The organism is Niastella sp. sgz303648 (assembly GCF_059587045.1).
In genome coordinates, this window is sequence record NZ_JCAPSW010000011.1 from 193,778 (window position 1) to 218,132 (window position 24,355).

At 40.3% G+C, this 24,355-nt stretch carries 22 protein-coding genes and 1 pseudogene; 10 read left to right on the forward strand and 13 right to left on the reverse strand.

The window, feature by feature from the left end; translation table 11 throughout:
- Positions 1-10 precede the first annotated feature (10 nt).
- Together AC59IL_RS27765 and AC59IL_RS27770 are read left to right on the forward strand one after the other, a co-directional pair.
- The gene (locus AC59IL_RS27765; protein WP_496555487.1) at positions 11-1,144 is read left to right on the forward strand and encodes an efflux RND transporter periplasmic adaptor subunit; all 1,134 of its coding nucleotides are present in this window, start codon (positions 11-13) and stop codon (positions 1,142-1,144) included.
- Positions 1,145-1,198: 54 nt separating this feature from the next.
- Positions 1,199-3,901: a cation-translocating P-type ATPase gene (locus AC59IL_RS27770; RefSeq protein WP_496555488.1), complete on the forward strand. Its 2,703-nt coding sequence runs from the start codon at positions 1,199-1,201 to the stop codon at positions 3,899-3,901.
- 15 nt (positions 3,902-3,916) lie between these two features.
- Here AC59IL_RS27770 and AC59IL_RS27775 read toward each other — a convergent pair whose 3' ends face one another.
- The 11 genes and pseudogenes from AC59IL_RS27775 to AC59IL_RS27825 form a co-directional block, all read right to left on the reverse strand.
- Complete coding sequence (locus tag AC59IL_RS27775) at positions 3,917-5,071, reverse strand: hypothetical protein (RefSeq protein ID WP_496555489.1); 1,155 nt, start codon at positions 5,069-5,071, stop codon at positions 3,917-3,919.
- 5 nt (positions 5,072-5,076) lie between these two features.
- Positions 5,077-5,799 (reverse strand): ABC transporter ATP-binding protein, encoded by a 723-nt coding sequence (locus AC59IL_RS27780; RefSeq protein WP_496555490.1) that lies wholly within the window; start codon positions 5,797-5,799, stop codon positions 5,077-5,079.
- A 10-nt stretch (positions 5,800-5,809) separates the two neighbouring features.
- Positions 5,810-7,024, reverse strand: a complete 1,215-nt coding sequence (locus AC59IL_RS27785) for an ABC transporter permease (RefSeq protein WP_496555491.1) — start codon at positions 7,022-7,024, stop codon at positions 5,810-5,812.
- Between the two features lie 39 nt (positions 7,025-7,063).
- Entirely contained in the window at positions 7,064-8,281 is a 1,218-nt protein-coding gene (locus AC59IL_RS27790; RefSeq protein ID WP_496555492.1) for an ABC transporter permease, read from the reverse strand.
- Between the two features lie 31 nt (positions 8,282-8,312).
- Entirely contained in the window at positions 8,313-9,098 is a 786-nt protein-coding gene (locus tag AC59IL_RS27795; protein WP_496555493.1) for an outer membrane lipoprotein-sorting protein, read from the reverse strand.
- A gap of 4 nt (positions 9,099-9,102) precedes the next feature.
- Complete coding sequence (locus tag AC59IL_RS27800) at positions 9,103-9,759, reverse strand: hypothetical protein (RefSeq protein ID WP_496555494.1); 657 nt, start codon at positions 9,757-9,759, stop codon at positions 9,103-9,105.
- A gap of 117 nt (positions 9,760-9,876) precedes the next feature.
- Positions 9,877-10,269 carry a hypothetical protein gene (locus AC59IL_RS27805; RefSeq protein ID WP_496555495.1) on the reverse strand — a complete coding sequence of 131 codons (393 nt, stop codon included), beginning with the start codon at positions 10,267-10,269 and terminating at the stop codon, positions 9,877-9,879.
- A 79-nt stretch (positions 10,270-10,348) separates the two neighbouring features.
- Positions 10,349-11,068, reverse strand: coding sequence for a CBS domain-containing protein (locus AC59IL_RS27810; RefSeq protein WP_496555548.1), 720 nt, complete (start codon positions 11,066-11,068; stop codon positions 10,349-10,351).
- 102 nt (positions 11,069-11,170) lie between these two features.
- Positions 11,171-11,473, reverse strand: a pseudogene (locus tag AC59IL_RS27815) (site-2 protease family protein); the annotation flags it as partial.
- Positions 11,474-11,540: 67 nt separating this feature from the next.
- The gene (locus AC59IL_RS27820) at positions 11,541-11,972 is read right to left on the reverse strand and encodes an Hsp20/alpha crystallin family protein (RefSeq protein WP_496555496.1); all 432 of its coding nucleotides are present in this window, start codon (positions 11,970-11,972) and stop codon (positions 11,541-11,543) included.
- A 133-nt stretch (positions 11,973-12,105) separates the two neighbouring features.
- On the reverse strand, positions 12,106-12,513 hold the full coding sequence (locus AC59IL_RS27825; RefSeq protein ID WP_496555497.1) for a DUF2267 domain-containing protein: 408 nt from the start codon (positions 12,511-12,513) through the stop codon (positions 12,106-12,108).
- A gap of 215 nt (positions 12,514-12,728) precedes the next feature.
- Between AC59IL_RS27825 and polX the strand changes: the two genes are divergently transcribed.
- The 4 genes from polX (at position 12,729) to ligA (ending at position 17,694) form a co-directional block, all read left to right on the forward strand.
- Positions 12,729-14,519, forward strand: coding sequence for a DNA polymerase/3'-5' exonuclease PolX (gene polX, locus AC59IL_RS27830; protein WP_496555498.1), 1,791 nt, complete (start codon positions 12,729-12,731; stop codon positions 14,517-14,519).
- Between the two features lie 127 nt (positions 14,520-14,646).
- Complete coding sequence (locus AC59IL_RS27835) at positions 14,647-15,141, forward strand: hypothetical protein (protein ID WP_496555499.1); 495 nt, start codon at positions 14,647-14,649, stop codon at positions 15,139-15,141.
- 207 nt (positions 15,142-15,348) lie between these two features.
- Positions 15,349-15,498, forward strand: coding sequence for a hypothetical protein (locus AC59IL_RS27840; protein WP_496555500.1), 150 nt, complete (start codon positions 15,349-15,351; stop codon positions 15,496-15,498).
- A gap of 102 nt (positions 15,499-15,600) precedes the next feature.
- Positions 15,601-17,694, forward strand: coding sequence for an NAD-dependent DNA ligase LigA (gene ligA / locus AC59IL_RS27845; protein ID WP_496555501.1), 2,094 nt, complete (start codon positions 15,601-15,603; stop codon positions 17,692-17,694).
- A gap of 29 nt (positions 17,695-17,723) precedes the next feature.
- On the opposite strand, the gene AC59IL_RS27850 is transcribed toward ligA, so the two are convergent.
- A complete protein-coding gene (locus tag AC59IL_RS27850) occupies positions 17,724-18,437 on the reverse strand; it encodes a hypothetical protein (protein ID WP_496555502.1) in 714 nt (237 codons plus the stop codon).
- Between the two features lie 197 nt (positions 18,438-18,634).
- On the opposite strand from AC59IL_RS27850, the gene ftsH reads away from it, so the two are divergent.
- On the forward strand, positions 18,635-20,599 hold the full coding sequence (gene ftsH, locus AC59IL_RS27855) for an ATP-dependent zinc metalloprotease FtsH (protein ID WP_496555503.1): 1,965 nt from the start codon (positions 18,635-18,637) through the stop codon (positions 20,597-20,599).
- A 68-nt stretch (positions 20,600-20,667) separates the two neighbouring features.
- On the opposite strand, the gene AC59IL_RS27860 is transcribed toward ftsH, so the two are convergent.
- Positions 20,668-21,315, reverse strand: a complete 648-nt coding sequence (locus AC59IL_RS27860; RefSeq protein ID WP_496555504.1) for a hypothetical protein — start codon at positions 21,313-21,315, stop codon at positions 20,668-20,670.
- 242 nt (positions 21,316-21,557) lie between these two features.
- On the opposite strand from AC59IL_RS27860, the gene AC59IL_RS27865 reads away from it, so the two are divergent.
- The 3 genes from AC59IL_RS27865 to AC59IL_RS27875 all read left to right on the forward strand — a co-directional run bounded on the left by AC59IL_RS27865 (position 21,558) and on the right by AC59IL_RS27875 (position 24,340).
- The gene (locus AC59IL_RS27865; RefSeq protein WP_496555505.1) at positions 21,558-22,565 is read left to right on the forward strand and encodes a zinc-dependent alcohol dehydrogenase family protein; all 1,008 of its coding nucleotides are present in this window, start codon (positions 21,558-21,560) and stop codon (positions 22,563-22,565) included.
- Positions 22,566-23,418: 853 nt separating this feature from the next.
- Complete coding sequence (locus AC59IL_RS27870; RefSeq protein ID WP_496555506.1) at positions 23,419-23,931, forward strand: hypothetical protein; 513 nt, start codon at positions 23,419-23,421, stop codon at positions 23,929-23,931.
- A 79-nt stretch (positions 23,932-24,010) separates the two neighbouring features.
- Positions 24,011-24,340: a DUF4134 domain-containing protein gene (locus AC59IL_RS27875; RefSeq protein ID WP_496555507.1), complete on the forward strand. Its 330-nt coding sequence runs from the start codon at positions 24,011-24,013 to the stop codon at positions 24,338-24,340.
- The last annotated feature ends 15 nt before the right edge of the window (positions 24,341-24,355 follow it).

Genomic DNA, 24,355 nt, shown 5'->3' on the forward strand with positions numbered 1-24,355 from the left:
AGCGCAAATTATGAAAAATAAAATCATAACAATTGTTGTCGGTTGTTGTGCTGTTTTATTTTATATAACAGCATGCACTGATAAAAAAGCACCAACCCAAAAGTTGGAACATGAAAGTCATATTGCCCCTGCAGCCATTGATTCTACTATGAACATGATCACTCTTACCCAACGGGATGAGCAATACGCTAACATTCTTGTAGATACCGTGAAAATAAAAACAATGGGAGAATACACGACACTTCCAGGTATTACCAGTTTTGACGAAAGAAAAATAACGGTTATTACATCACGTATACGGGGAAGGCTGGATAAATTATTTGTTCGTAACCCACAGCAGTGGGTTGCAGTGGGCAAGCCACTATATGCTATTTACAGCGAGGAGTTATTATCATATGAAAACGAATTGTTAAATGTATTACAGCAACAGGCACAATTCAGCAGTATGAAACAGGTGGTGGATCAATTGGTAGAAGGGGCAAGGAAAAAATTGCTGCTGTGGGGACTTACCAATGAACAAATATCAGTATTGGAAAAAAGCCGCGAGGCTTCTCCGCTGGTTACTTTTTACGGCCCTGTTTCAGGTACGCTGATTGAACTTTCGGTAAGCGAAGGCCAATATGTGGAAGTCGGCACCCCACTATTTCGTATTGCCGACTTATCGCAGCTTTGGATAGAGGCACAAATGTACTCCAGCGAGTTAAAATGGTTGAATGAAAAACCTTCGATTACAGTTGAGTTTGATGCGTATCCCGGTGAAACATTTACTGTGGTTCCGGTATTTGATAATCCTACAGTGGAGGCAGATCAGAAAATTAGTCTGGTGCGGTTCCTGCTAACCAATCGCAGTCATTCATTGAAGCCGGGTATGATGGCTTATGTAAACATAAAGCGAAATGAAAAGAAAACTTTAGTTATACCCAAATCCTCCATCCTGATTGGTAACATGATTACAGCCTGGGTAAAGACGGGTGATGGTATGTATGAGAACCGGTTGATAAAATTGGGTATTCAAAATAAAAAAGAAGTAGAAGTGCTCAGCGGACTGAAAGAAGGAGAATTGATTGTAACCAATGGCGCTTATTTGTTAAACAGCGCTTGGGTATTAAAAAAAGGAGCAGGTATGGAAGGGATGAAAATGTAAATAGAGAGCAATGCAAAACTGGTTTTAAAGCATCTTATAAAACATTAGTTACTTATGATTTTTCCGGATATTGAAGATGTGAAAGCTGCGTGGTCCATTGATCACATTGGTGTAATAGAAAAATTATGCACTGATGCAGAAATTGGATTGTCTTCAACTGAAGCAGCCAGAAGACTGGATATCGCGGGCCCCAATAAAATTGAGTCTGGTAAAAAAGTATCGCCCCTGATTATTTTGATAAAACAATTTGTAAGTCCTTTTGTATTGTTATTGGCCATTGCCGCAGGACTTTCTTTTTTCTTCAAAGAATGGCTGGACGGGATCGCTATAATAATAGTTATATTTTTAAATGCGGTTATTGGTTTTTTGATGGAATTCCAGGCTGAGCGTTCAATGGAAGCGCTCAGGAAGCTCACCTCTGTTCAGGCAAGAGTAATGCGTAATGGAAAACTGGTGGAAGTGCCTTCAGAAGACCTGGTCCCTGGCGACATGCTATTTACAGAAGGCGGCGACATGATTACTGCAGATGCAAGGTTAATTAAAACTTCACAATTGCAAACAGATGAATCCGCTCTTACCGGGGAATCGCTACCTGTAGAAAAATATATATCCATTTTACCGTCAGATACCCAATTGGCTGAACGGGCAAACATGTTATATAAAGGGACATTTACATCAAAAGGGAATGGGTATGCAGTAGTAACCAATACCGGCATGTCGACAGAATTGGGTTCAATAGCTAAAATGGTGCAAGGTTCAGAACAAACTGCAACGCCGCTGGAAAAAAAGATCACATCATTCAGCAAAAAATTGATATGGGTAACCGTAGCGCTGGTAATCATCATTTTTATTACGGGGTTAATAAACGGTCATGAATTAGTGGCTATGCTTGAAACATCCATTGCACTGGCAGTAGCAGCTATACCGGAAGGATTGCCTATTGTAGCTACGTTGGCCCTTGCATTTGGGATGCTTCGCATGGCCAGGAACAATGTTATCGTAAAGAAACTGTCATCTGTTGAAACGCTGGGTGGTGCAAACGTAATTTGTACTGATAAAACCGGCACCCTCACACAAAACAAAATTCAAACTTCTTTTATTCAGGTGAATGGCGCTGCGTCAAGGATTGATGTAGATATACCGAATATTTCCATACGGTGGGTTGATGATGCAAGTATCGCCAGCCAAGCAGCCTTTGAGCACCTGCACCGGGTAGCTGCATTGTGTAATACTGCGTCTTACCAATATGAAAATAATATTGAGAAAGAATCTGGTGATCCACTGGAAGTAGGATTGTTGAAAATGGTATATGCTTCAGGAAAATCAGTCGAAGAATATCGTCATCAATTTCCTAAAGTAGATGAAATTCCATTTTCATCCGAAACAAAGGTAATGGCCACTTTGCATCGTACAAGTAATCAGAACTATTACATAGCTGCCAAAGGCGCGGCAGAAGAATTGCTGGCACAATGCACATCAGTGTTGGAAGGAAATAATATTATTGAATTTACTGAAGAAAAAAAGAAACAATGGCTTATATCGGCGGAAAACCAGGCCCAATCGGGATTACGAATGCTGGCTTTTGCGTTCAGGACCACCAATGAAAAAGAAAAAGATTTCCTGCACCACTTAACATTAGCAGGGGTGATAGGGTTTATTGATCCGCCAAGACCTGAAGTACCGGCTGCCATTGAAGAATGTAAGGCAGCTGGTATTAAGGTAGTTATGATTACCGGTGATCATCCTGCTACTGCCCAAAATATCGCACAGCAATTAGGGTTGGCTAATCAGAACGATGATGTAATTCATGGCCACTCGATGAACCCCTATAAAGACTTATCAGAAGAAGATAAAACCGAATGGTTAAAAGCTTCCGTTTTTGCACGAGTAAATCCCAGGCAGAAATTAGATCTCGTGACTTTGTTTCAGGAAAAGAAAATGGTGGTGGGTATGACTGGTGATGGTGTAAATGATGCACCGGCACTAAAAAAAGCAGATATAGGAATAGCTATGGGACTCAGAGGAACCCAGGTAGCCCAGGAAGTAGCAGATATGATATTGAAAGATGATGCTTTTTCATCAATAGTACTGGCGATTAAACAGGGTAGGACGATTTTTGATAATATTCGGAAGTTTGTAATCTTTTTGTTGTCGTGCAACCTGAGTGAATTATTAATTATTGCAACAGCTTCCGTTCTGAATTTGCATTTCCAGCTTTTTCCATTGCAGATTTTGTTTATCAACCTGGTTACAGATGTACTTCCTGCATTGGCACTCGGTGTAACCAAATCTGCACCCCACATAATGCAGCGAAGGCCTTATTCATCCAATATCGCTATCATTGACAAAAAAAGATGGACAGCCATTTTTGTTTATTCAGCAATTATTTCTATTACAACTATGAGTGCGGTACTAACCAGTCACGAATGGTTGCATGGTGCAGAAAGATGGAATCCTGAACTTTGCAATAATACACTTTTCTATACCCTCATTTTTTCCCAGATCCTACATGTATTTAACATGTCGTTTGAAAAAGGAATATCTTTTTTTAAAACAGAAGTGTTCCGTAACAAATTTGTATGGATTGCAATGGCTGCCTGTATATTAATAACAATGTTTTCTTATTGGATTATTCCTGTCAGGAAAGTGCTGGAGGTAACAATGTATAGCTGGCAGGACTGGACGATTGTGATTGTTGCGTCGTTTATTTCGCTTTTGCTGATACAATTATGTAAAAAAAAGAGGTGGGTTATTTAGTATATTATTTCCCCATCAGAAACTCCATTTAAGTCGTAAAAAAACACGCTGACTGGTTGCCTGGAACCGGTTTTCCAGTTCAAGGAAGAATGTTTGCCATACGAGATCCGCATCAAGATTAGTTGCCACATTATATTTAAAGGAGGGGTAAACAATAAACAGGTTTACCTGTGGTGAATAAACAAGGGTCATGTTACCACTGAACAGAGGTGTAAATTCTTTTGATGTAGTGGTAATAAAACTCCATCGTGCGGGCATCAGGTTTAATGGAGAGAACCGGAAGTTTATTTTTGACCAGTCGTTAACCGGTTCATCAATGCCGCGTGTATTATGTAATACTGATCCGCTGATATACCAGCCTTTCTTAAATGCATAATCCAGTTCCAGGGCATAGTTAAAACTGTTGGCTGAATCTTTTTCAGCAATAAACGCTTGTCCTTCTCCTTTATACCCCAAATTACCCAGGCTCCCGGCCCATCCAAAGCCGGCCGTGAATTTATGTTGATACATACCTGCCAACATCTGTATGTCGTAACCCCAGCGGTTTATAAAATATCGCGTAGCGGCAATGCTTTTATTGATATCATTTGATGGACTTACTGCTACTTCGATGTTTGAAAAATCGTTAAACTGGTACTGGTATTTCACCGCATCGCTGCCGGGACGTTCTTCATAATCGAAATCAAGAAAGTTGTACGTGTTAAAAATATCATTGGGGTTCCATGTTGTTGTAATGCCCCAGTTGATACGCTGCCGTCCTACGCGCACATTCCATTTTGGTTGCCGGAACTCCGCCCAGAGTCTTTCTACATTACTATGCAAAACAAAATTGCTTTTGCTGATCCATACAGCCGATGCATTCACCCATTCATTTTCATTTCTTAAAAAACTGGTAAAACGGGGTGTGTTTCGCACTTCATCTCCCCAAAATAACCGGTTTCTTACTTCAATGGCTCCTGTAAATTGTTCAGAAGGCTTCCATTTTACATTAATACGGTTATGCACCAGGTTACCGGTAACCCCGTTATTAAAGTTTTTATCAAAACTGAGTGATTGCATATCTTTTATATATCCGTTCAGTTCCCATTTCTTTTTTATTACTGCACTATCCTGCGCCCGTGCTGTTGCAAAGGCTGCGAGAATCCAAAATATGACATATATCGTTTTCACTGTTATCAGGTAATTGTATGTTCATGGTTTGTTAAGGGGATGGCTGCCGTATCGGCGGTTATTTTACCATCTACCAGTGTAATCACCCGCCTGGCTCTTTCAATCACACGTTGATCATGCGTTGAGAAAATGAAGGTGATGTTTTCTTCTTTATTCAGTTTAGCCATAATATCAAGCAGGTTAAAGGCTGAAACAGAATCCAGGTTAGCCGTTGGTTCGTCTGCCAACACAAATTGCGGCTTCGATGCAAGCGCCCTTGCTACGGCTACCCGTTGTTGCTGCCCGCCCGAAAGTTGTACAGGGCGGCTGTTCATTTTATCTTCCAGGCCAATCTGTTTAAACAGTTGTATTACCCGTTTATCTCTTTCCTTTCTTTTTATTTTTTGTAAAAGCATTATGAACTCAACATTTTCACGGGCGGTTAAAACCGGTATCAGGTTGAAAGATTGAAATACAAAGCCGATATTATGCAAACGAAAATCTATTAATTCATTTGCCCGTAAACCGGTGATGTCTTTTCCATTAATAATGATATGGCCATTGTTGGGTTTATCTAATCCGCCGATCAGGTTCAACAGAGTGGTTTTCCCTGAACCCGAAGGTCCCACCAGTGCAGTAAATTCACCTTTTCCCAAATGCAGGTGCACATTGTTGATGGCATATACCGGGATAGTTTCCGGGTTGTATACCTTACTTACATTATGTGCATCTATCACCGTGTTGTTCATACTTGTACTTTTATCTTTGTAATGCTTCAACAGGCTGTAGCCGCAGGGCTTTCATGGCGGGAAATAAACAGGATAGCAACGCAGTTCCACTTACAATGATCAGCACCCCTGCTAACCGGTCCCAGGGAAATTCAGGATACACGATCGTACTATATCCAAAACTCGACAGCATCTCTTTTCCCAATACTGAAAGGTCTAATCCTTTTTTATTGTAGTGAAGCGTCAGCACCCAGCCTGTAAACAATCCAACAGGTGCTCCCGCCAGTGTTAAAAAAAGCGTTTCCAGTAAAATCAATATAAACAACCTTATACGATTCATGCCCAACGCTACCATCATTCCAATTTCCCTTGTTCGTTCAAGTATTGCCATTAGCATGGTATTTATTATTCCGAAGGCTAATGCCACCATAATAATTATCAGGATTATAAAGGAATACTCATCTATTGTGTTTACCATTAATTCTGTTTCAGGAGATATTTCTTTCCATGATTCAATTTCGTAGCCGGTAAATTTTTGTTGAAGTGTGTGTTGAACCTGTTTTAATTTATCATCATTGTCAAGCAAAAGAGTAATTTCATGAAATGAAGATCCTATACCCAGTAATTTATTCAGGTCGCTCATTAAAACATATACATTTTTTTCATCCAAAGGCGCATTGTCCGACTGGTAAATAGCGGTAACGCGAAAAGCACCTGCCACAATATTTTCTGCCGTATCTGTAAAGGTGAGCACGAGTTTGGCGCCTGGTTTCAATTTCATTTTAACTGCCAGTTTTTTACCAATGATGATTTCGTTCTTTTTACCGGCGCTAAATTCTTTTCCTTCCAGTATTTTCTTTTTAAGCTGCGAAACGCTGTATTCTGTTTCCGGTTCAACGCCATTGATCTGAACGCCCGAACTACCGGTAGCTGTAGATAACATACCCTGTGTGATACTTCGGGGGGCTGCCAGTTTTACCCCCGGTATTAAACGAACCTGTTGTAACATTTGGCTGCTGTTGGGCAAAACCAGAAAGGGTTCATAATCATTTTTAAAATGTATGGCATGTAGTTGAATGTGCCCGGTTTCGGCCTCTATTACTGTTCGTACACGGCTTCGCAACATGCCTTTATACAAAGCCATAACAGCTATTCCCGCCAGTAGGCCAATTGCCACCGACGACATAATGATTATGCTTCGCGCCCTGTTGCGCCAGATGTTGCGAAATGCAATTACAAAAAGCATTTTTTTATTTTTTCGTGAATGGTGAATCGGTCATCCACCTTACTTTCTCATCGCTGTTACTACATTCAGCCGCATTGTTTTGTATAGGGGATAGAGGGATAATACCAGGCCAATGATTAGCACAATCAACCCCTGGCTAATAAAATGAACAGTATCTGTTGAAGTAGGGAAGATAGGTTCAAAGCCAAACCGCTTATATACTTCCGCCGTTTCTCCACATATTCGTATCGGGTGCCGGTTAAGATAAAAAACCAGCGGTATACTGAACATGATTCCCAGTACGCAACCGCACAATACAGTAAACACCAATTCGGCCAGTAACAGACCCATGAGTTTTATTTTTTTCATACCAATAGCTACCAGCATACCCATTTCAAATTTTCTTTCTACCATCATCATCAGCAATGTGCCAAAAATGCCAAAACATATCAGCAGGTATAAAATGCCTTGTATGATTTTCATGTTATTTGAATCGGTACGGATATGCTGTTTTACATCAGGCATCATTTCTTCCCATGTCATTACCTGTAAGGTATTACCAACCGCCTTCTTTAGTGATGCAGCAGTAACCGGCAATGCATCGGGATTGCGAAGTGATACTACAAACGATGTGAGCATTCCTTCGGCACTGTATAACTCCCATGCGGCCGGCAATGGCATAAATAAAACCTTTTCATTCAGCTCTGGTGAACCGAATTGAACAATACCTTTCACGGGATACTTACCCGCTGCAGTGGCGCCGTGATAACCCTGACCAATCAATATGATGGTGTCGCCTGTATTCAGTTGTAATCGCCGGGCCAGTCCCTTTGATAATAAAACACCTTTATCTGTATTTGCCAGATAGGTTCCGGCTACTATTTTATCTTTGAGGGAAGTGATGCTGTTTTCTTTTTCAGGGTCTATGCCCACCACCATGCAGCCTTTTGTGAGGTTTTCTGATGAGGCTAAAGCAAAAGATTCAAGTCGCGGGGTAACACTGGTTATATTTTCGTGTTGAAGAATGGTTTGTTCAGTGGAATTGGTCCTTGCAAAACTATTGTCCAATATCTGTTCATCCCAATATCCCGTTTTATGCACCTGTATATAACCCGAATAAAAGCTCACCATATTTTTAACAAGGTTGTCAAAAATCCCATCCTGCAGGCTGCCCGTAATAACAGAAAGAATAACAGCAAAGAAAATAGCTGCCATTGTAATAATGGTGCGGTTTCGGTTGCGCCAGATATTTTTCCACGCCAATTTCAACAGCCACATTATAATTGCAGATTTAGATTTTTAAAATGTATCACCTGCCAGCCACCTTCATTCGTTCTGTTGTAAAAAAGCCATCGTCGATCGGTTTGTTATATTGAATGCTTTTATAAATCATTACTGTTTTCTGGTTCTTTTTATCAGCCGGCATCATTTCTAAACGGGTAGGTATCAAACGTCCATCCATTATCTTTTCATCGAAAGCGTTCATTGTATTGATAAGCCTTTCATCTTCATCATAAAAACGTGTGTGCAGTTCCATGAAATCTTTCTTGTCAATACAAACAATTAGTTTGCCCCATACAATAGCTGCTTCGGGTTTGGGAATCATTCGGATTGTATAACAACTACGATTATTAATTACCGTATCTCCGATAATACTATGGGTGTAATCGTTTACAACAGAAGATTCCTTCACCAGGTCATCGTTGGTAAAATCGGTTCCCATCCACGACTGGCTCATCATGGAAGGCGGAAGCTTAATGGTTCTTTCCAGGGCAGGCATCCAGTTCCACACTTCTTTTCCGCGTTTTAAAAACACAACGCCCTTGTCTTTTACCGGAAGCTGAATAAGGATCATTGCCAGTTCATTACCTTTCATCCATGTTCGTACTTCCATTTCCCGGTTCCAGGCGGGCCGGATGGTTTTTATTAAAATGGTTGCCTGTGAAGTGCTGCCTCGCATTTTTTCATCTGCTTTTTTTACAATAGATGTGGCATCCTGTGATACAACAGATGAGGCAGCCAAAACAGCAGTGAATAATAACAAATACTTTACCTGCATAAATTGTTTGTCTGGAAACTGGTATAAAAACGACATTAACTTATTTACCCTCTTTTACCAATACTTCCTGCTTGTTTAATACATGTTTTTTTACCATGTCTTTCACAATCAATTGTCCATATTCATGTGCCAGGTTTTCTGATGATGCGGGATCGAATGATTCTGTTTGTACTGAATATAACAGCTCTTTACTGGCTATATCAAACAAGTTGCTTTCCCAGAAATAGCGGGTATCAATAACATAATAGCCGGGTGCATAAACACGATTATACATAGTTGTATAGTAACCCCAGAAATGCCTGTAATAAGGAGCATATGGCGAATAGTATATATTTCCGGGAACGTAATACCTTTCCTTTGTTTTATCCAGTAAAACAATTGTGATAACGGCATCTATTCCGCTATTTTGCAATTTTTCAAGAACGGCCTCTTCACTCATTTTCCTGAACTCTTTCGGGCCATATTCGTTCAGAGCGGAAACTGCATTGTGTCCCAGGTTTTTTAAATCGCCCACAAGATGGTTTTCCATTTGTTGTCTTGCCTCCATATGTTTTTCTTCGTTCAGGGTAATGACCAGTATCTTGTTGTATTTTTTTGCCGGGGTAATTTCTGATTTCCATGAATGGGTGATCCGGGAAGATGAACATGCAAGCAGGAACAGAAACGATACACAGAGCATTAATTGTATTCTGTTCATATGTTTATATTATGTTACAGGCAATTTAACAAAAGCAAAGCAGGGATTCTATGATGGGCGTCACTTGTGCATGAAATAATGATCACTTGTTTGTTTAAGGCCTTTCTGATAAGCGACCTATGAAGATTTAAAGTGAATATTTGCTTCTGCCAGTTCCTTAAAAAATTCCCTTTCTTTTTTTAATTCTTTCCAGTCATAAAATAGGAAATCCAGGGAGGCCCATAGCAGAAACCAGCCACCCGGTTCCAAAATCACCTTTAAAACTGTCAACAGGAGAGAGTGTGCACCTGAAAAACCAATAACTGAGTTGAGTATCATGATCATAACACCTGTTATACCCAACACTACACCATGGTTTAATTTCCTTTGACATTTATCAGCATTGATACGGAACTGGTCTCTAAAGAAATCTTTCAGGCTACCGATGATTATATTTTCATTATGCTCGTTGCGTTTTTGTTCAGGAAGCAATAACACCAAATCGTACACTCTTTCCTTTTTGTATTTCAAGGCATTTCTCAATTCAAACAAAAAATCTTCCGAAATTCTTCGTTTTACATAATGCCGTGAATCGAAATCAGAGTAAATGTCATCGTAATAATCCAACCAAAGACTTAATTCTGTCATATTCTTTTGTATCGACTTTATTCAAAAGCAGGTATTCAATGATGTGATTGAGATTTACGACTCCTATAAGATGACTATTATCCATTACAGGGTAAATGCGTTCGTCATTATGAGCCAGCTTTTCAAGCACTGTTTCTACCTCTGTGTCGCCATTCAGGTAGTCCAGTCCTTCCTTTACCAGTTTTTTGAGTGGTTCGTTGTAATTCATTTCGGCAATGGCTTTTACAATTTCAAGCCGGTTAATGGAGCCTACAGGAGTGACGCCATCCATCAGCACAAAATATTTACTATGGTTAGTCATCAGTACGTTGGCGGCTTCCTGCACGGTCATGTTTGTTTGCAAACTGTTGTAATCATACATCAATACCTCATTTAGTTTTATTCCTTTTACCAGTGATTTCAATCGTAAATAATATTCTTCCACTCCGGCAGAGAAAATGATGAAAATACCGATGACCGGTAAAAAGGGGTTTATTAAAAGTATTCCTAAAGCAATAAAAATAACGGCAATGATTTTGCCCACGGTGGCGGCAATAGCAGTAGCCTGAATGTAGTTTAATTTAAAACCCAGCAGGGCGCGAAGGATTCTGCCACCGTCCATTGGGAATGCCGGAATTAAATTAAATATAACCAGTCCAATATTTAAGACACGCAGGTTATATAAAAAATCGTGGCCATGCATTATACTGGCATTTTCCGGCGCCTGCCAGAAGCTGGTATGCGGTAACAATAAAAGCCACAATAAAACGGCTATAATGATATTCACTGCCGGACCGGCAATGCTAATTGCCAGCTCCTGCCGGGGATTATCAGGAAATTTTTCTAAACTGGCTATGCCGCCAATAGGCAACAGCACAATGTTTTTTGCCTTAATGCCAAAACGGGCAGCCATTAACGCATGACCTAATTCATGCAGGGTAACACAGGCAAAAACTGCCAGTATAAACAATACCGACCACGTAATTTGCTCAATATTATTTCCCATACTTGCATTTACGAGCAGCACCCAGGCAATCAGTAGCAAAAAAGTCCAGTGAATAAATATATTAATCCCCCGGATGCTCAATAATTTATAAGCGCCACGCATAAGGGGTAAGTTTTTAAGTTAAATAGTCCCGCCAACCACCAGCGGGACCATGGAAAGCCGAATGAAATTATTTAACAGCAATGTGTTTCGACAAAGCTGCTTTTTTAGCCTGTTCGGTTTTAGGTAGCGTTAACCGCAATATCCCATCTTCGTAAACAGCTTCAATTTTGTCTTTAATAACTTCCTCTGGCAAAGTAAAACTTCGGCTGAACGAAGAATAATTGTATTCTGTACGTGAGTACTTTTCGTCTTTTTCTTCTTTGCTTTCTTCCTTTTCGCAACTTAAAGTAAGCATATTGCCTTCCACATCAATGTTAAAATCATTTTTTTTCAATCCGGGTGCGGCGACCGAAATCATGTAATCGTCTTTATTTTCGGTAACATTCACAGCTGGTACAGTCATTGTTCTTTCATTTCCAAACCAGTCGCCCCATGGCCTGAAAAATTCATCAAATACTGAAGGGAACAATTCGCTTCGTTTTGTCAATGCTCTACTCATAAAGCCTCCTTTATTTTTTGGGTTATTAAAAAATGGTATATTGAATTTAACGGAAGCAGGTATATTTTCCATGGATCGCCATCATAGGTACAGATGAGAACGGTCAGTTAAAGCCATGCCGGAATTGTCATTTTTATAGCGCCATCCGGCCATTCCCCATGCTTCCACGAATAAATACTTTTATTTCCTCCGGCAACACAGCGATGATATCTTCAAATTCTTCGTTTGACTCATAATAATTCAGCGTTCTCAATACCCCTTTCACTGCTTTAGCGGCCAATTCATCATTTCCAAAGTCGTATCCTGCCTGTTCGCCATCACACCGGCGTATTTCATCTAAAAACTGTGTTACATGATGAATGCGTTGTGCATGTTGTGGTGTATGCCATTGTTCTACATACACTGCTTTTACCATCATAGGTAATTGCGCTATCAGATGTATCGATTCCTCAACAGTTAAATGGTTCCGGATCGCGTGCAACACCGTCCTCAGTATACGGCATGCTTTGTGATCCGGAACCTGAAGGTCGTCGGCCAGCATTTTCAGCTATTCATTTCCTTTCACGACATCTGTTGCCATAACAATTGTTTTTTTATTGATTATCAAATTAGCACATTACGGCCTTTGCATACAATGACAGGCATCATGTAATTCAATAAATAAAATCGTCTTCTGCTGACCATCATCATTCTGCATTTTGACCGCCCTCATTGTATTTACCGGCTCTTTCGATGTTTATTTGATAAAATTATTTTATGAGGGTAGCAACTGTTAAAAAGCCGGGGGTGCAGCACAATGCCGATCTGGCTGCTATTTTTCATCAGATGGCATCCTGTTACCGGTACCTGGGCGCTAAACACCGGTTCAGGGTTATGGCTTATGATGGGGCAACCCGTACACTAAGTAACCTGAAAAATGACATTTCGGAATACGTAAAAGATAAAGACGCTTTACATGAATTGCATGGCATTGGTGAAAGTATAGGTGAGAAAATAATCGAATACCTGAATACCAATAAGATCAAAACCTTTGAACAACTTAAAAAGAAAGTACCGGAGGGTTTATTAGAGTTGATGGATATTAATGGCTTTGGACCGGCCACTGTAAAAATTCTGCATCAGAAGGTGCACGTCAATAACCGGGAACAATTGATCAAAGCCATTGAAGCAGGTAAGCTGGAAGGACTGAGAGGTTTTGGCACAAAGAAAATCGAGAACATGAAGCGCGGGTTAAAGCTTTTCAAAGAAGCGCATACCCGAATGTTGTTGTGGGATGCTTTGCGTGCCGGAAGCGAAATATTGCAGGAAGTATTGGCCATGCCGGGGGTTAAAAAAGCCGAACTGGCCGGCAGTTTACGGAGGAAAAAAGAAACCATTGGCGATATTGATGTTATTGCTACGGCCGATAAAAAAGATTGGAAAAAGATAGTTAATAAATTCATTGCCTTGCCACAGGCAGCAAGAACCCTGGCCAGCGGAGAAACAAGGGCTGCTATTGTTTTAAAAAAATCGAATTTACAGGTAGACCTTCGGCTGGTGCATGATTATGAATATGGGGCGGCTTTATTATATTTTACCGGTTCAAAAGAACACAATATCGAATTGCGCACCTGGGCTAAAGGAAAAGGATGGAAGGTGAATGAGTACGGTGTGTTCGACGCAGAAAGCGATAAACGCCTGGCTGGTGCTACCGAAGATGAAATTTACCGGTTGTTTGGCATGCAGTTTATACCGCCCGAATTACGCGAACAAAGAGGTGAAATTGAAAAAGCCCGAAAACACCAGTTGCCTAAACTGGTAGCGTTAAAAGATATCAGGGGCGATTTGCAGATGCATAGTACCTGGAGCGATGGCGCCGATGAAATTGAAACCATTGCGCGGTATGTTTGTAAAGAATTTCCAAACTACGAATACATTGTTCTTACCGACCATTCTCCCAGTGAAAGGGTGGCCCATGGGTTGCAGCCCGAAGACTTTATTCAACAATTTAAAGAGATTGATAGGGTCAATAAAAAGCTGGGAAAAGACTTCGTAAAGAAAGGGGTTGAAGTAGATATCCTGGCCAATGGCTCGCTTGATTTGCCTGATGATATTTTGCACCAGTTTGAGTGGGTAGTTGCTTCTATTCACAGCGGTTTCACAAAAGACAATACAGAACGACTGCTCAAAGCCTGCGACAACAGGTATGTGAATTGTATCGGTCACCCCAGTGGCCGATTGATCAACAAAAGGGAACCATATGCACTTGATTGGAAAAAACTAATAGAGAAAGCGGCATTTACCGGTACTTCTATTGAGATCAATGCCCAGCCCGACCGGCTCGACTTACGGGATAACCTGGTTAAAGATGCCATTGAAAACGGAGCTATAATCACTATAAGCACCGATTCGCATGCCTTGTCGCAATTTGATTTTATGCAATCAGGCGTTTCGGTTGCCCGCCGGGGATGGTGCAAAAAGGAAAATATTCTGAATACCTGTGCATGGAAAGAGGTTCAGCAATTCAGACAACTTAAGCAACAACGCTTACATAAAAAAACGACTTAGTAAAAAAGCGTTATGTAGCATTAATACTTCTTGTAAAAACCAAAACCATCCAATATACGCACATATCGAAATTGTCATATTTATAAACAGTATATATGTGTAATTATAAAACCTCAAATAAGCAGCTATGAACTACTTCAGATTTTCTGCTCTTTTAATGGGTATTTGTATTGTCCTGATGTCCGTTAAAGCATATTCCTCACTGGAATCTGTAGCGGTAAAGGAACGATCGGATGGGGCCTCCGTGACAGCATCTGCTCTGCATGCTGGCAGACCAGGATTTTTAAGAATATTCCTCCGGATGTACCTGAAAAAATTATCCAGGCAGCACCTCTTACAAGACAACACTGTCAATGCCGACAAAAACGCCACAGCTTCTTTATGGTTGGGGATTGCTTCCGTCGTTTTCCTGTTCATCCCAACCTATACGCTGTTACTGGTAATTCCACTGGGCATTTTAGCCATTGTTTTTGGAAAGCATGCACTAACAGAGGGAACGAAAAAGAGACTTTCTGCAAAAGTAGGGAAAGCACTGGGATTAGGAGCTTTGACCACATTCGCAGTGTTAGTGATTTTCGCCCTTATTTTCCTGGCAAATATTCATTTATATCTTGCCTTTTAATTATTCACTGTATTCTTTAAAAATAAATGCCGTTTGTGATATTGGCGCTGTAAGCCTTACCGGGTTCTTTGTTATTCCTCATGAAGGAGTGTCACAATCATACATTGACAGCGAAATAGAACGGATAAGAAAGGATCGCCGCAGCGCTAAAAAAAAGCAGGTTTATGGGAAATGCCGTTCAATACGTAGTGATCTGAAAATTTTCCGGTGAAGCATTTCAATGACCAACATAAGGAAGCTGTTTCTGATGCCGCTGCATTCACAGATAATATGCAAAAAGCCGGTGCAGAACCTCAACTTTTTTTAATTCGCTTTTTTCCCGCTTTTTGGGGAACATTTCATCGTGTGACAGTATAAGAATGCAGTTTGTCATTATGCCGGTTGATCAAGGTCATTAATATATACATGCAGAATTGATAAATTTTGGGCGATTTTTAATGAAGCCAAATAAAAATAACCGTGAAAATTGCTGAGAAGAATACGAATCAGCTTTTGACTGTTTCAATAAACAGTATCAAAAACAAAAAAGATGCACAGAAATATGTTCACCGGTTACATGAGTCTATTTCTTACCACGACCATCGGTACTACGTTCTGAATGATCCTGTTATTTCTGATTCCGGATATGACAAACTCATTGATTTATTAAAGGAAATTGAAAAGAAGTGGCCGGAACTTGTTACGCCCACATCGCCTACGCAGCGAATAGGAGAGAAGTTGACCGGGGAGTTTCCCGAAGCAGCACATCTGACCCCAATGCTTTCGCTCGACAACTCTTATAAAAAGAGTGACCTCGAAGATTTTGATACACGGGTGAAAGAAATGTCAAAAGTAACATCTGTCACTTATACCATCGAACCTAAACTGGATGGTACCGGCATTTCATTAATATACGAAGGCGATTGTTTTGTAAGAGGCACTACCAGGGGTGATGGAATAATAGGAGAAGATATTACCGGTAATCTCAGAACGTTAAGATCTATTCCGCTGAAAGCTGCTTTTTCAAAGTTTAATATCCATAAAGTAGAAATAAGGGGGGAAGTGATCATCAAAAAGGGGGGCTTCAAAGAGCTCAACCGGTTAAGAAAAAAGCAGGGCCTACTATTGTTTGCCAACCCCAGGAATGCTGCAGCGGGATCGTTACGCCTGCAGGATCCAAAAGTAGTTGCAAAGCGGGATTTAATTGCATGGCTATACCAGATAAGCTATGCAGTAGACAAAGGTGGCAATGATGTTATGGTAAGCCGGATTAAAAAACAGCAAAATGCGATTGACATACTACACTCGGTAGGTTTCAAAACACCCTTCGGGGAACTGCAAAAGGCCAACTCGCTGAAGGATCTTTTGTCAATATGTGATCATTGGATCAAAGTAAGAGACGATTTTTTGTATGAGATCGATGGAGTGGTTATTAAAGTAAATGACTTTTCACTATACAAAAAGCTTGGTTTCACCGCCCATCATCCACGGTGGGCAATGGCTTTTAAATTTGAAGCCAGGCAAGGTACAACCGTACTAACAGGTATACATTTTCAGGTAGGCAGAACGGGCGCTATTACACCGGTGGCCGAACTTGAACCGGTTCATATAGGTGGCGTTACTATTGCTTCGGCTTCTTTACATAATGAAGATTATATACGTGACAAGGATATTCGGTTGCGTGATACTGTCATTGTGGAAAGGGCCGGTGATGTAATCCCATATGTAGTAAAACCAGTAATAGAAAACCGGTCGAAAAATACCCGCAAAATAGCATTCCCCAAAAATTGTCCCTGCTGCCACGCTGAACTGATAAGGCCGGAAGGAGAAAGTATATGGCGATGCATAAACGTTAATTGCCCTGCCCAGGTAAAGAGACGCATTCAGCATTTTGCATCAAAGAATGCTATAAATATAGAGGGAATGGGTTCAAAAACGGTAAATCGCCTTTTTGAAGCGCATATTATTCATTCCATTCCCGACATTTATCAAATGGATTTTGGTAAAATCAGTAAACTGCCAGGATTCGGCCGGCAATCAGCAGCCAATCTGCAGCATGCAGTGGATGCTTCCAAAAAACGACCGCTGCCGCGCCTGATCAATGGACTAGGTATTCATTATATAGGCGAACGAACTGCCCGAACGCTTGCGGATACTGTATCATGCCTTACTGATATTGCAGAAATGAAAAAAGAAGAACTGGCTGCACTACCAGATATAGGAGAAACGGTAGCTGCCAGTATTCATGCATTTTTTCACCAAAAGGAAAATGTACAAATGATCAAACAATTAAAAAAAGCGGGCGTCAACATCTGCAATGACAAAAAAAAGAAAAGCATTAAAGGAAAATTATCCGGGCTCACCTTTGTGTTTACGGGCGAATTGAAAAAATATAGCCGTGAGGAGGCCAGAAATATCGTGGAGCATTTGGGTGGACGAACTGTTGACAATATTTCATCCAAAGTGAATTATCTGGTAGCAGGTAAAGACCCCGGATCGAAATTGGAACAGGCGAGGAAAGAAGATCAACTCAAAATTATTGATGAAAAAAAATTCCTGAATTTGATTGGTTGAATGGTTTTGGCAAAGTGATCTATATCATATCAGTTATACAATTCCTGTTGTTCTTTGTTATCCATTTCTGTTTCCCATTCCAACAGCACATTCCGTGTACATTCAATATCTGCGATTACCTGTTCGTTGCATGCGATCAGTTGTAACAGGCATTCTGCCACATGTGTTGTAACCCCAATTCCATTAGTATTATTTACTTCTTTTTGCAAGGTAGTATTGAAATAGTTGTAATAGGTTTGTAGTTCATTCAGGTAAAAATCTATAGAGTCTATAACTTTATATGTATATGAGCTGTCGATATCGATGCAGCTTTTCTGTTCAGTATCACCACAATAAATTTTTTTAAGGTTACCGCATAAACATTCTCTTATATCTTCCTGTAAAGTATCAGCCAGTTCGCAAAATGAATTGAGCATAGCAATTACCTCCTTATAATAATATGCCGTATTAGATTCTTCCGTCATATAAACATTGAATTGGGTGTTAATTTGCCGGGCCAGGTTGAATAAACTGCGCGAATGAGGTATTTCTTCATTTTCCAGTTTAATAATGATTCGGTAAACCAGGCCGGCATTATGAAATTTTTCATCCAGGTATTCCCCAAGGAGAGGCATTTCTTTGTCGTTACCGGAAAACTGTCTTAAAAGCAGATTTTTATATTCATATTCTTCAGTACATGGGTATACAATGTAATCATGCCTGAATTGCCTCGCAAAATCATTGTTGAAATATTGGGGTGTCATACTAAAAGTTTTAAAATTAGTGTTCAAAACAACATCACAATATTAGCTTTTCGAACAGGCGGTTTCAAATGAGAAGGTTCAGCGACACGTATGATTAAAGGCCTTTTCGTTGCCTGAAGCTAATCATGCAAATTGGTGACTACGGTCATATTTTTGCCTGGTGGGATACATCAATTTTGATACAATAAACACACCTTATGCAACCGGCTAATAATAACAATGAAAAGAAATCCCGCCGGAAATCTTCTTCAAAAAGAATCCCTTTATTATGGGCCGTGCTACTACTTATTGGAATAATACTATTCCCGTTGTTGTTTACATGGACAACCAATCCTGTACAGGACATAAGCTGGCTGGATTTTGAGACGAAAATTTTAAGTAAAGGTGCTGTAGAAAAAATGGTGGTTATAAACCAGGATTATGTTGAGATATACATAAAAAAAGAATTTAAGAGCGATACTTCGTTTAAAAAGGCGTTTAAACCACTGATCGGAAAAGAGCCCAACCCCGGGCCTCATTATACGATGACTATTGGTTCAGTTGAAACTTTTGAACAAAAATTAAATGCAGCCGAGCAAAAGTTGTTTGGAAAAGAAAACATCCCTGTAACATATTTCAAAAAAGCAAGCGGATTCCGGAACATAATGAGTTGGATATGGCCTTTTATTGTGATGTTTTTTATATGGCAATATCTTTTACGTAAAAGTATGAGAGGTACCGGTGGTTCTTCGGTTTTTAGTTTTGGTAAATCTACCGCCACACTGCTTGATAAAGAAAACAAAAGCACAATAACTTTCGATGATGTAGCCGGCCTTGATGAAGCGGAAATGGAAGTAAAAGAAATCGTTGATTTCTTAAAAAGCCCGCAGGATTTCACCCGGTTGGGAGCAAAGATTCCAAAAGGGGTTATATTGGTCGGTCCGCCGGGAACAGGTAAAACGCTGCTTGCAAAAGCGGTGGCAGGGGAGGCACAGGTACCTTTTTTCAGTATTTCGGGTTCTGAATTTGTTGAAATGTTCGTAGGTGTTGGCGCATCGAGGGTACGCGATTTATTCAAAAGAGCTAAAGAAAAAGCGCACTGCATTGTTTTTATAGATGAGATTGATGCAATAGGACGATCAAGAAGCCGTAATACATTTTTTAGCGGCGCGAATGATGAAAGGGAAAGCACATTAAACCAACTTCTTACCGAAATGGATGGATTTGGAACCAACACCGGTGTTATTGTACTGGCTGCAACCAACCGTGCTGATATGCTTGATCCCGCATTGCTTCGTCCCGGCCGGTTCGACAGGCATATATATTTGGAGCTTCCTAACTTAAAAGAACGTGAAGCTATATTTAAGGTGCATATACGGCCACTTGTATTAGATGATACTATTGATATTCACTTCCTAACTTCGCAAACACCCGGTTTTTCGGGTGCGGATATTGCCAATATATGTAATGAAGCAGCTCTTATTGCAGCCCGCAGGAAAAAAGAAAAAGTGGGGCGGTCCGATTTCCTGGATGCTATTGATCGAATTGTAGCTGGTCTTGAAAGAAAAAGTAAGATTATTTCTCCCGAAGAAAAGAAAATAATAGCTTACCACGAAGCAGGCCATGCAGTAACAAGCTGGTTATTAAAAAGTGTTGATCCACTTGTAAAAGTTTCCATTATACCAAGAGGCAAAACATTAGGGGCAGCCTGGTACTTACCTGATGAAAAACAGTTAAGGACCAGCACAGCTTTTTTTGAACATTTATGTGCAACATTGGGCGGCCGTGCGGCAGAAGAAATAATATTCGGTGAAGTGTCGTCCGGTGCACTGGATGACCTGGAAAAAGTAACCAAAGAAGCTTACATGATGGTTGCATATTATGGATTTAATGAAAGGATAGGAAATGTTAGCTTTTACGATTCATCGGGGCAACGGGATTCGGGGTTTCAAAAACCCTATAGCGAAGAAACCGGTAAGCTGATCGATGAAGAAGTGCGCAAACTGGTAGATAATGCTTTTCAGCAGACAAAAAGCATTCTTTTACAGAATAAAGAATCGCTTATGAGGGTAGCTGAATTGCTGCTGCAAAAAGAGGTTATATTTAAAGATGATCTGGAAAAGATATTGGGCAACCGTGCGATTAATAAAGAATTAATCCCTGAAATGAAAACTCCTGTTTAAGCAATATTGATACAAGCCACTCTGGTATCCTGCTTGTTCGAAAAATAAAGGAATTTCAGATAAACGTATTATGGGAGTGGAGTAATGTTGTTATTCCCGTTCTTCTTTTTAAACAAGATTGCAAGCATTAACATAAACAGTGGAGCTGTTATAGCCCATGGAAAACCAAGAAGCAATAAATTATAAGAATAAGTAGGATAGAAATACACAATAGTAATCAAAGGGGTTACAAGTGCATTGGCAATGAACGCCAGGCGTACCCATTTTTGAAAGCCTTTTTTCTCGAAAGCAGGTATGGCTATTAAAGTGGCTAAACCCATAAATATGTAGCCTATAGCATCAAAATCCCAGAACAATGAGTGGGGCGTTTGTTGAAGAATACGAACCTCATTTAAATATCCTTTCAGTGTCATTGGAATTACTGTTGCTAATTGAACAACATAATTTGCACTTACGAACACCGCATATAATGTTGTAAAAATTAATGCGGCATGGCTCCAAAACTTTTTCTTTTCTGGTGTGATAAAATGAAGTGCAAGAATCTCCAGAACAAAAGGGACTACAATGCAAAGCGATGTTCCGTAAACAAGCCTTTCATCGGTAGGATAAGTGATAATATCATAAAGCTGCAGGATTTGGACAATGCAGTAGGCAATCGTAAACGTAAATGCTGCAATGCCTGACCAAAAGCCAATTTTATTGATTATATGGTTCATTAGCTTTCGTTTGCATAAAGATATTCATGTTTTGTGGTATTGATATGACGTATATGAGCAGCAAATATGATACTGATCATGTGACAAATAAGGTATGGCTAATCATGTTTGCATTCCTGAAACTAATCATGCACTGTAATGATAAAGATCGTTTTTTAATATGCCCTGATGTTTCAATTTTGACTAAGGCTATGATAACTGACTCATGTTTAAGTATAATTTATGCTGTAACACTACTTTTTATGAATTTGCCTAATAACATGTATGCCATGGTGCTTGAAAGTATCGGGCAACCATTATTATATAGAACTTTACCTTTGCCTGTTCCTTCAGCACAGCAGGTATTGGTAAAAATTATAGCCTGTGGTATATGTCGCACTGATCTTCATATATTTGATGGAGAACTTAAACATCCCAAACTTCCGCTTATTCCGGGGCATGAAATTATAGGGACTGTTGTAAAGACCGGCAAAGAAGTAACAAAACTACAGGAAGGCGATGTGGTAGGCATTCCCTGGCTGGGATATACGTGCGGTAAGTGTCGTTATTGTTTGAAGGGGCAGGAGAACCTGTGTACACAAGCTGGGTTTACCGGCTACACCATTGATGGAGGATATGCAGAATATACGGTAGCTGATCACCGGTATTGCTTTTTGCTTCCACCGGAATATGCCAATGCGCAAAGTACTCCTTTACTTTGCGCCGGATTGATAGGTTACCGGTCTTATGGGATGATAGGGGATCATGCAGAGAAAATCGGCATTTATGGATTTGGTGCAGCAGCGCATATACTTATACAGCTGGCCATTTCCCAGGGGAAAAAAATATTTGCCTTTACCCGCATTGGGGATGTAGATGCACAAAAATTTGCGGCCAGACTCGGTGCTCAATGGGTAGGTGATTCATCACAAGCTTCTCCTGAGCTATTGGATGCCGCTATCATCTTTGCACCGGCAGGGGAATTGGTGCCAAAAGCGTTGCAGGATACTGATAAGGGCGGCATCGTAATTTGTGGTGGTATTCATATGAGTGATATCCCGTCCTTTCCCTATAAATGGCTTTGGCAGGAAAGAATGATCCGCTCCGTTGCCAATCTTACCCGTAAAGATGGAGTGGATTTTTTTGAACAGGTGGCAAAAACCAGAATCCATACTGAAACGCATTTATATCCATTGCCGCAGGCCAATAAAGCGTTGAACGAGTTTCGGAAAGGAAGCATTCAGGGCGCTGCCGTGCTGATCATGGAATAGGCAAATGGTTATAGTTCTTTTGATCCTTGTCATTTCTGCTCCTGTTTACGATCATAGGCAATGGCGTGTCATACGTGAGGACACGTTTTACATCATTAGTTATATCCCAGTTCACCTTCTGTTTCCAGCTGATAAATTCAAACCCAGATTTGTCGTAAGCTTTTGAATACTTTGATAGGCGATCCAGTAAAAATCTTGCTTGACAAATGACGAATTTCGAGTTTCTTCCAACTTTGAATATTTCGTGGCAATGCTAATGATCTGTTACCTGCAAATACTACAGTTGAAACTGAACTCGTATGGATCCTAAGTAGGTATGATTAAAGGCCGGGCCGAAGCTGAAAAAACGAATAGCTTACTGTTCAGAGTGAGTGTTCATATATCACATTACTGTATCCAAGACGAACTTGCCCAAAATGCGGGCAATACATTGAGCGGGAAAAAGCTAAGAATAGTACCGCTGCCCTGAACTGATTCCTGCATCGGTAACTAGCATTACGACCACAGTGTATACGATAATTATAAGTATATATCCACCAAAATCGTCAATCATACTCTGTGCAACGTGGTAAACAAGTACGGACAATCTTATCCAGAGCATTTTAACGAAGGAAAAGGTTTTCTACAGGTTCTGTACACGAGCAATAGAATAGGCAGAGGTCTGCATACCTGACTTCAGTCCGGTCACATTTCAATTAAAGCTGTCTTTCGTTATTTCTTAATAATAATGCTTTACTAACAAAATAAATCTTCCTGAGCCTCAACTCGCACTCTGAAAAATCGCTTTCCCGCCATCCGATTTTTGTTCTCACAGGAATGAATTAGCGATTTTTTCACTTCAAAAGCAACTTTTATGTTTAGCAATGATTCTGTCATACTTTTTGGAATCTGTTGGCTGATTGCACTTGTTTGTACGATAGTAATAGTTTGGGACCGGAAGAAGCCACAACCCGCATTATTTAAAGGGCAACCCAATTCTTTTAACATTGTTCAATCCGGGGAGTCAAATTTCCCGCCTGCACTCATTGACCGGCCTTTATTGGAATTGTCTGATGCCGCCGAAATCACAATCGATAAAGATTTTGCATTGGAATCTCATTTAGTTGCTGTTGACGATCAGGAATCGTTCATATTGAAGGCTGCTGAAATTGTGGTAGAAAAAATTCAAAATGCTCTGGATAATATGGCTTCAAATTCGCCCAACCTTGAAGAAGTATTATCAAAATTAAAGGCCATTGTCAATCCCTACACAATTTTCAGGGATACCGAATACTTCGACGCCATCAACAGTTTTATAGCAGTCAGCGTAGAACGCGATTGCGGCCTGTCGGTGACAAAAGACCAACTGCTCAATCTGTGGAATTAAAAAACATCTTCCACCGCTTATCCTTAAAGGTTATTTGTTGTAACAATACCATCCTTCTACTTTAAAATATTAACGTTTTATGAAGCGCAAGAATAAAACTGCTGGAATTTGTATTGTCAAAATTTCATTAATAACGATTGGTTGCCTGTTATTAGCTTCTGCCTTATCTGCGCAAGATGGCGAAAAAGGTCTTACTGATGCCGCCGACTTAGTAAAGAAATACTTTGGTACAGGCCTCAAGTTGTTATACGCAGTTGGCGGGGTCGTTGGGATAGTAGGTGCAGTTAAAGTGTATAACAAGATGTCGCATGGTGAGCAGGATGCGAATAAAACAGCGGCTGCCTGGTTCGGCGCCTGCTTGTTTCTGGTAGTAGTAGCCACGGCGTTGAGGGCGTTTTTTGGGTTGTAAAAGTATGAGGTCAGG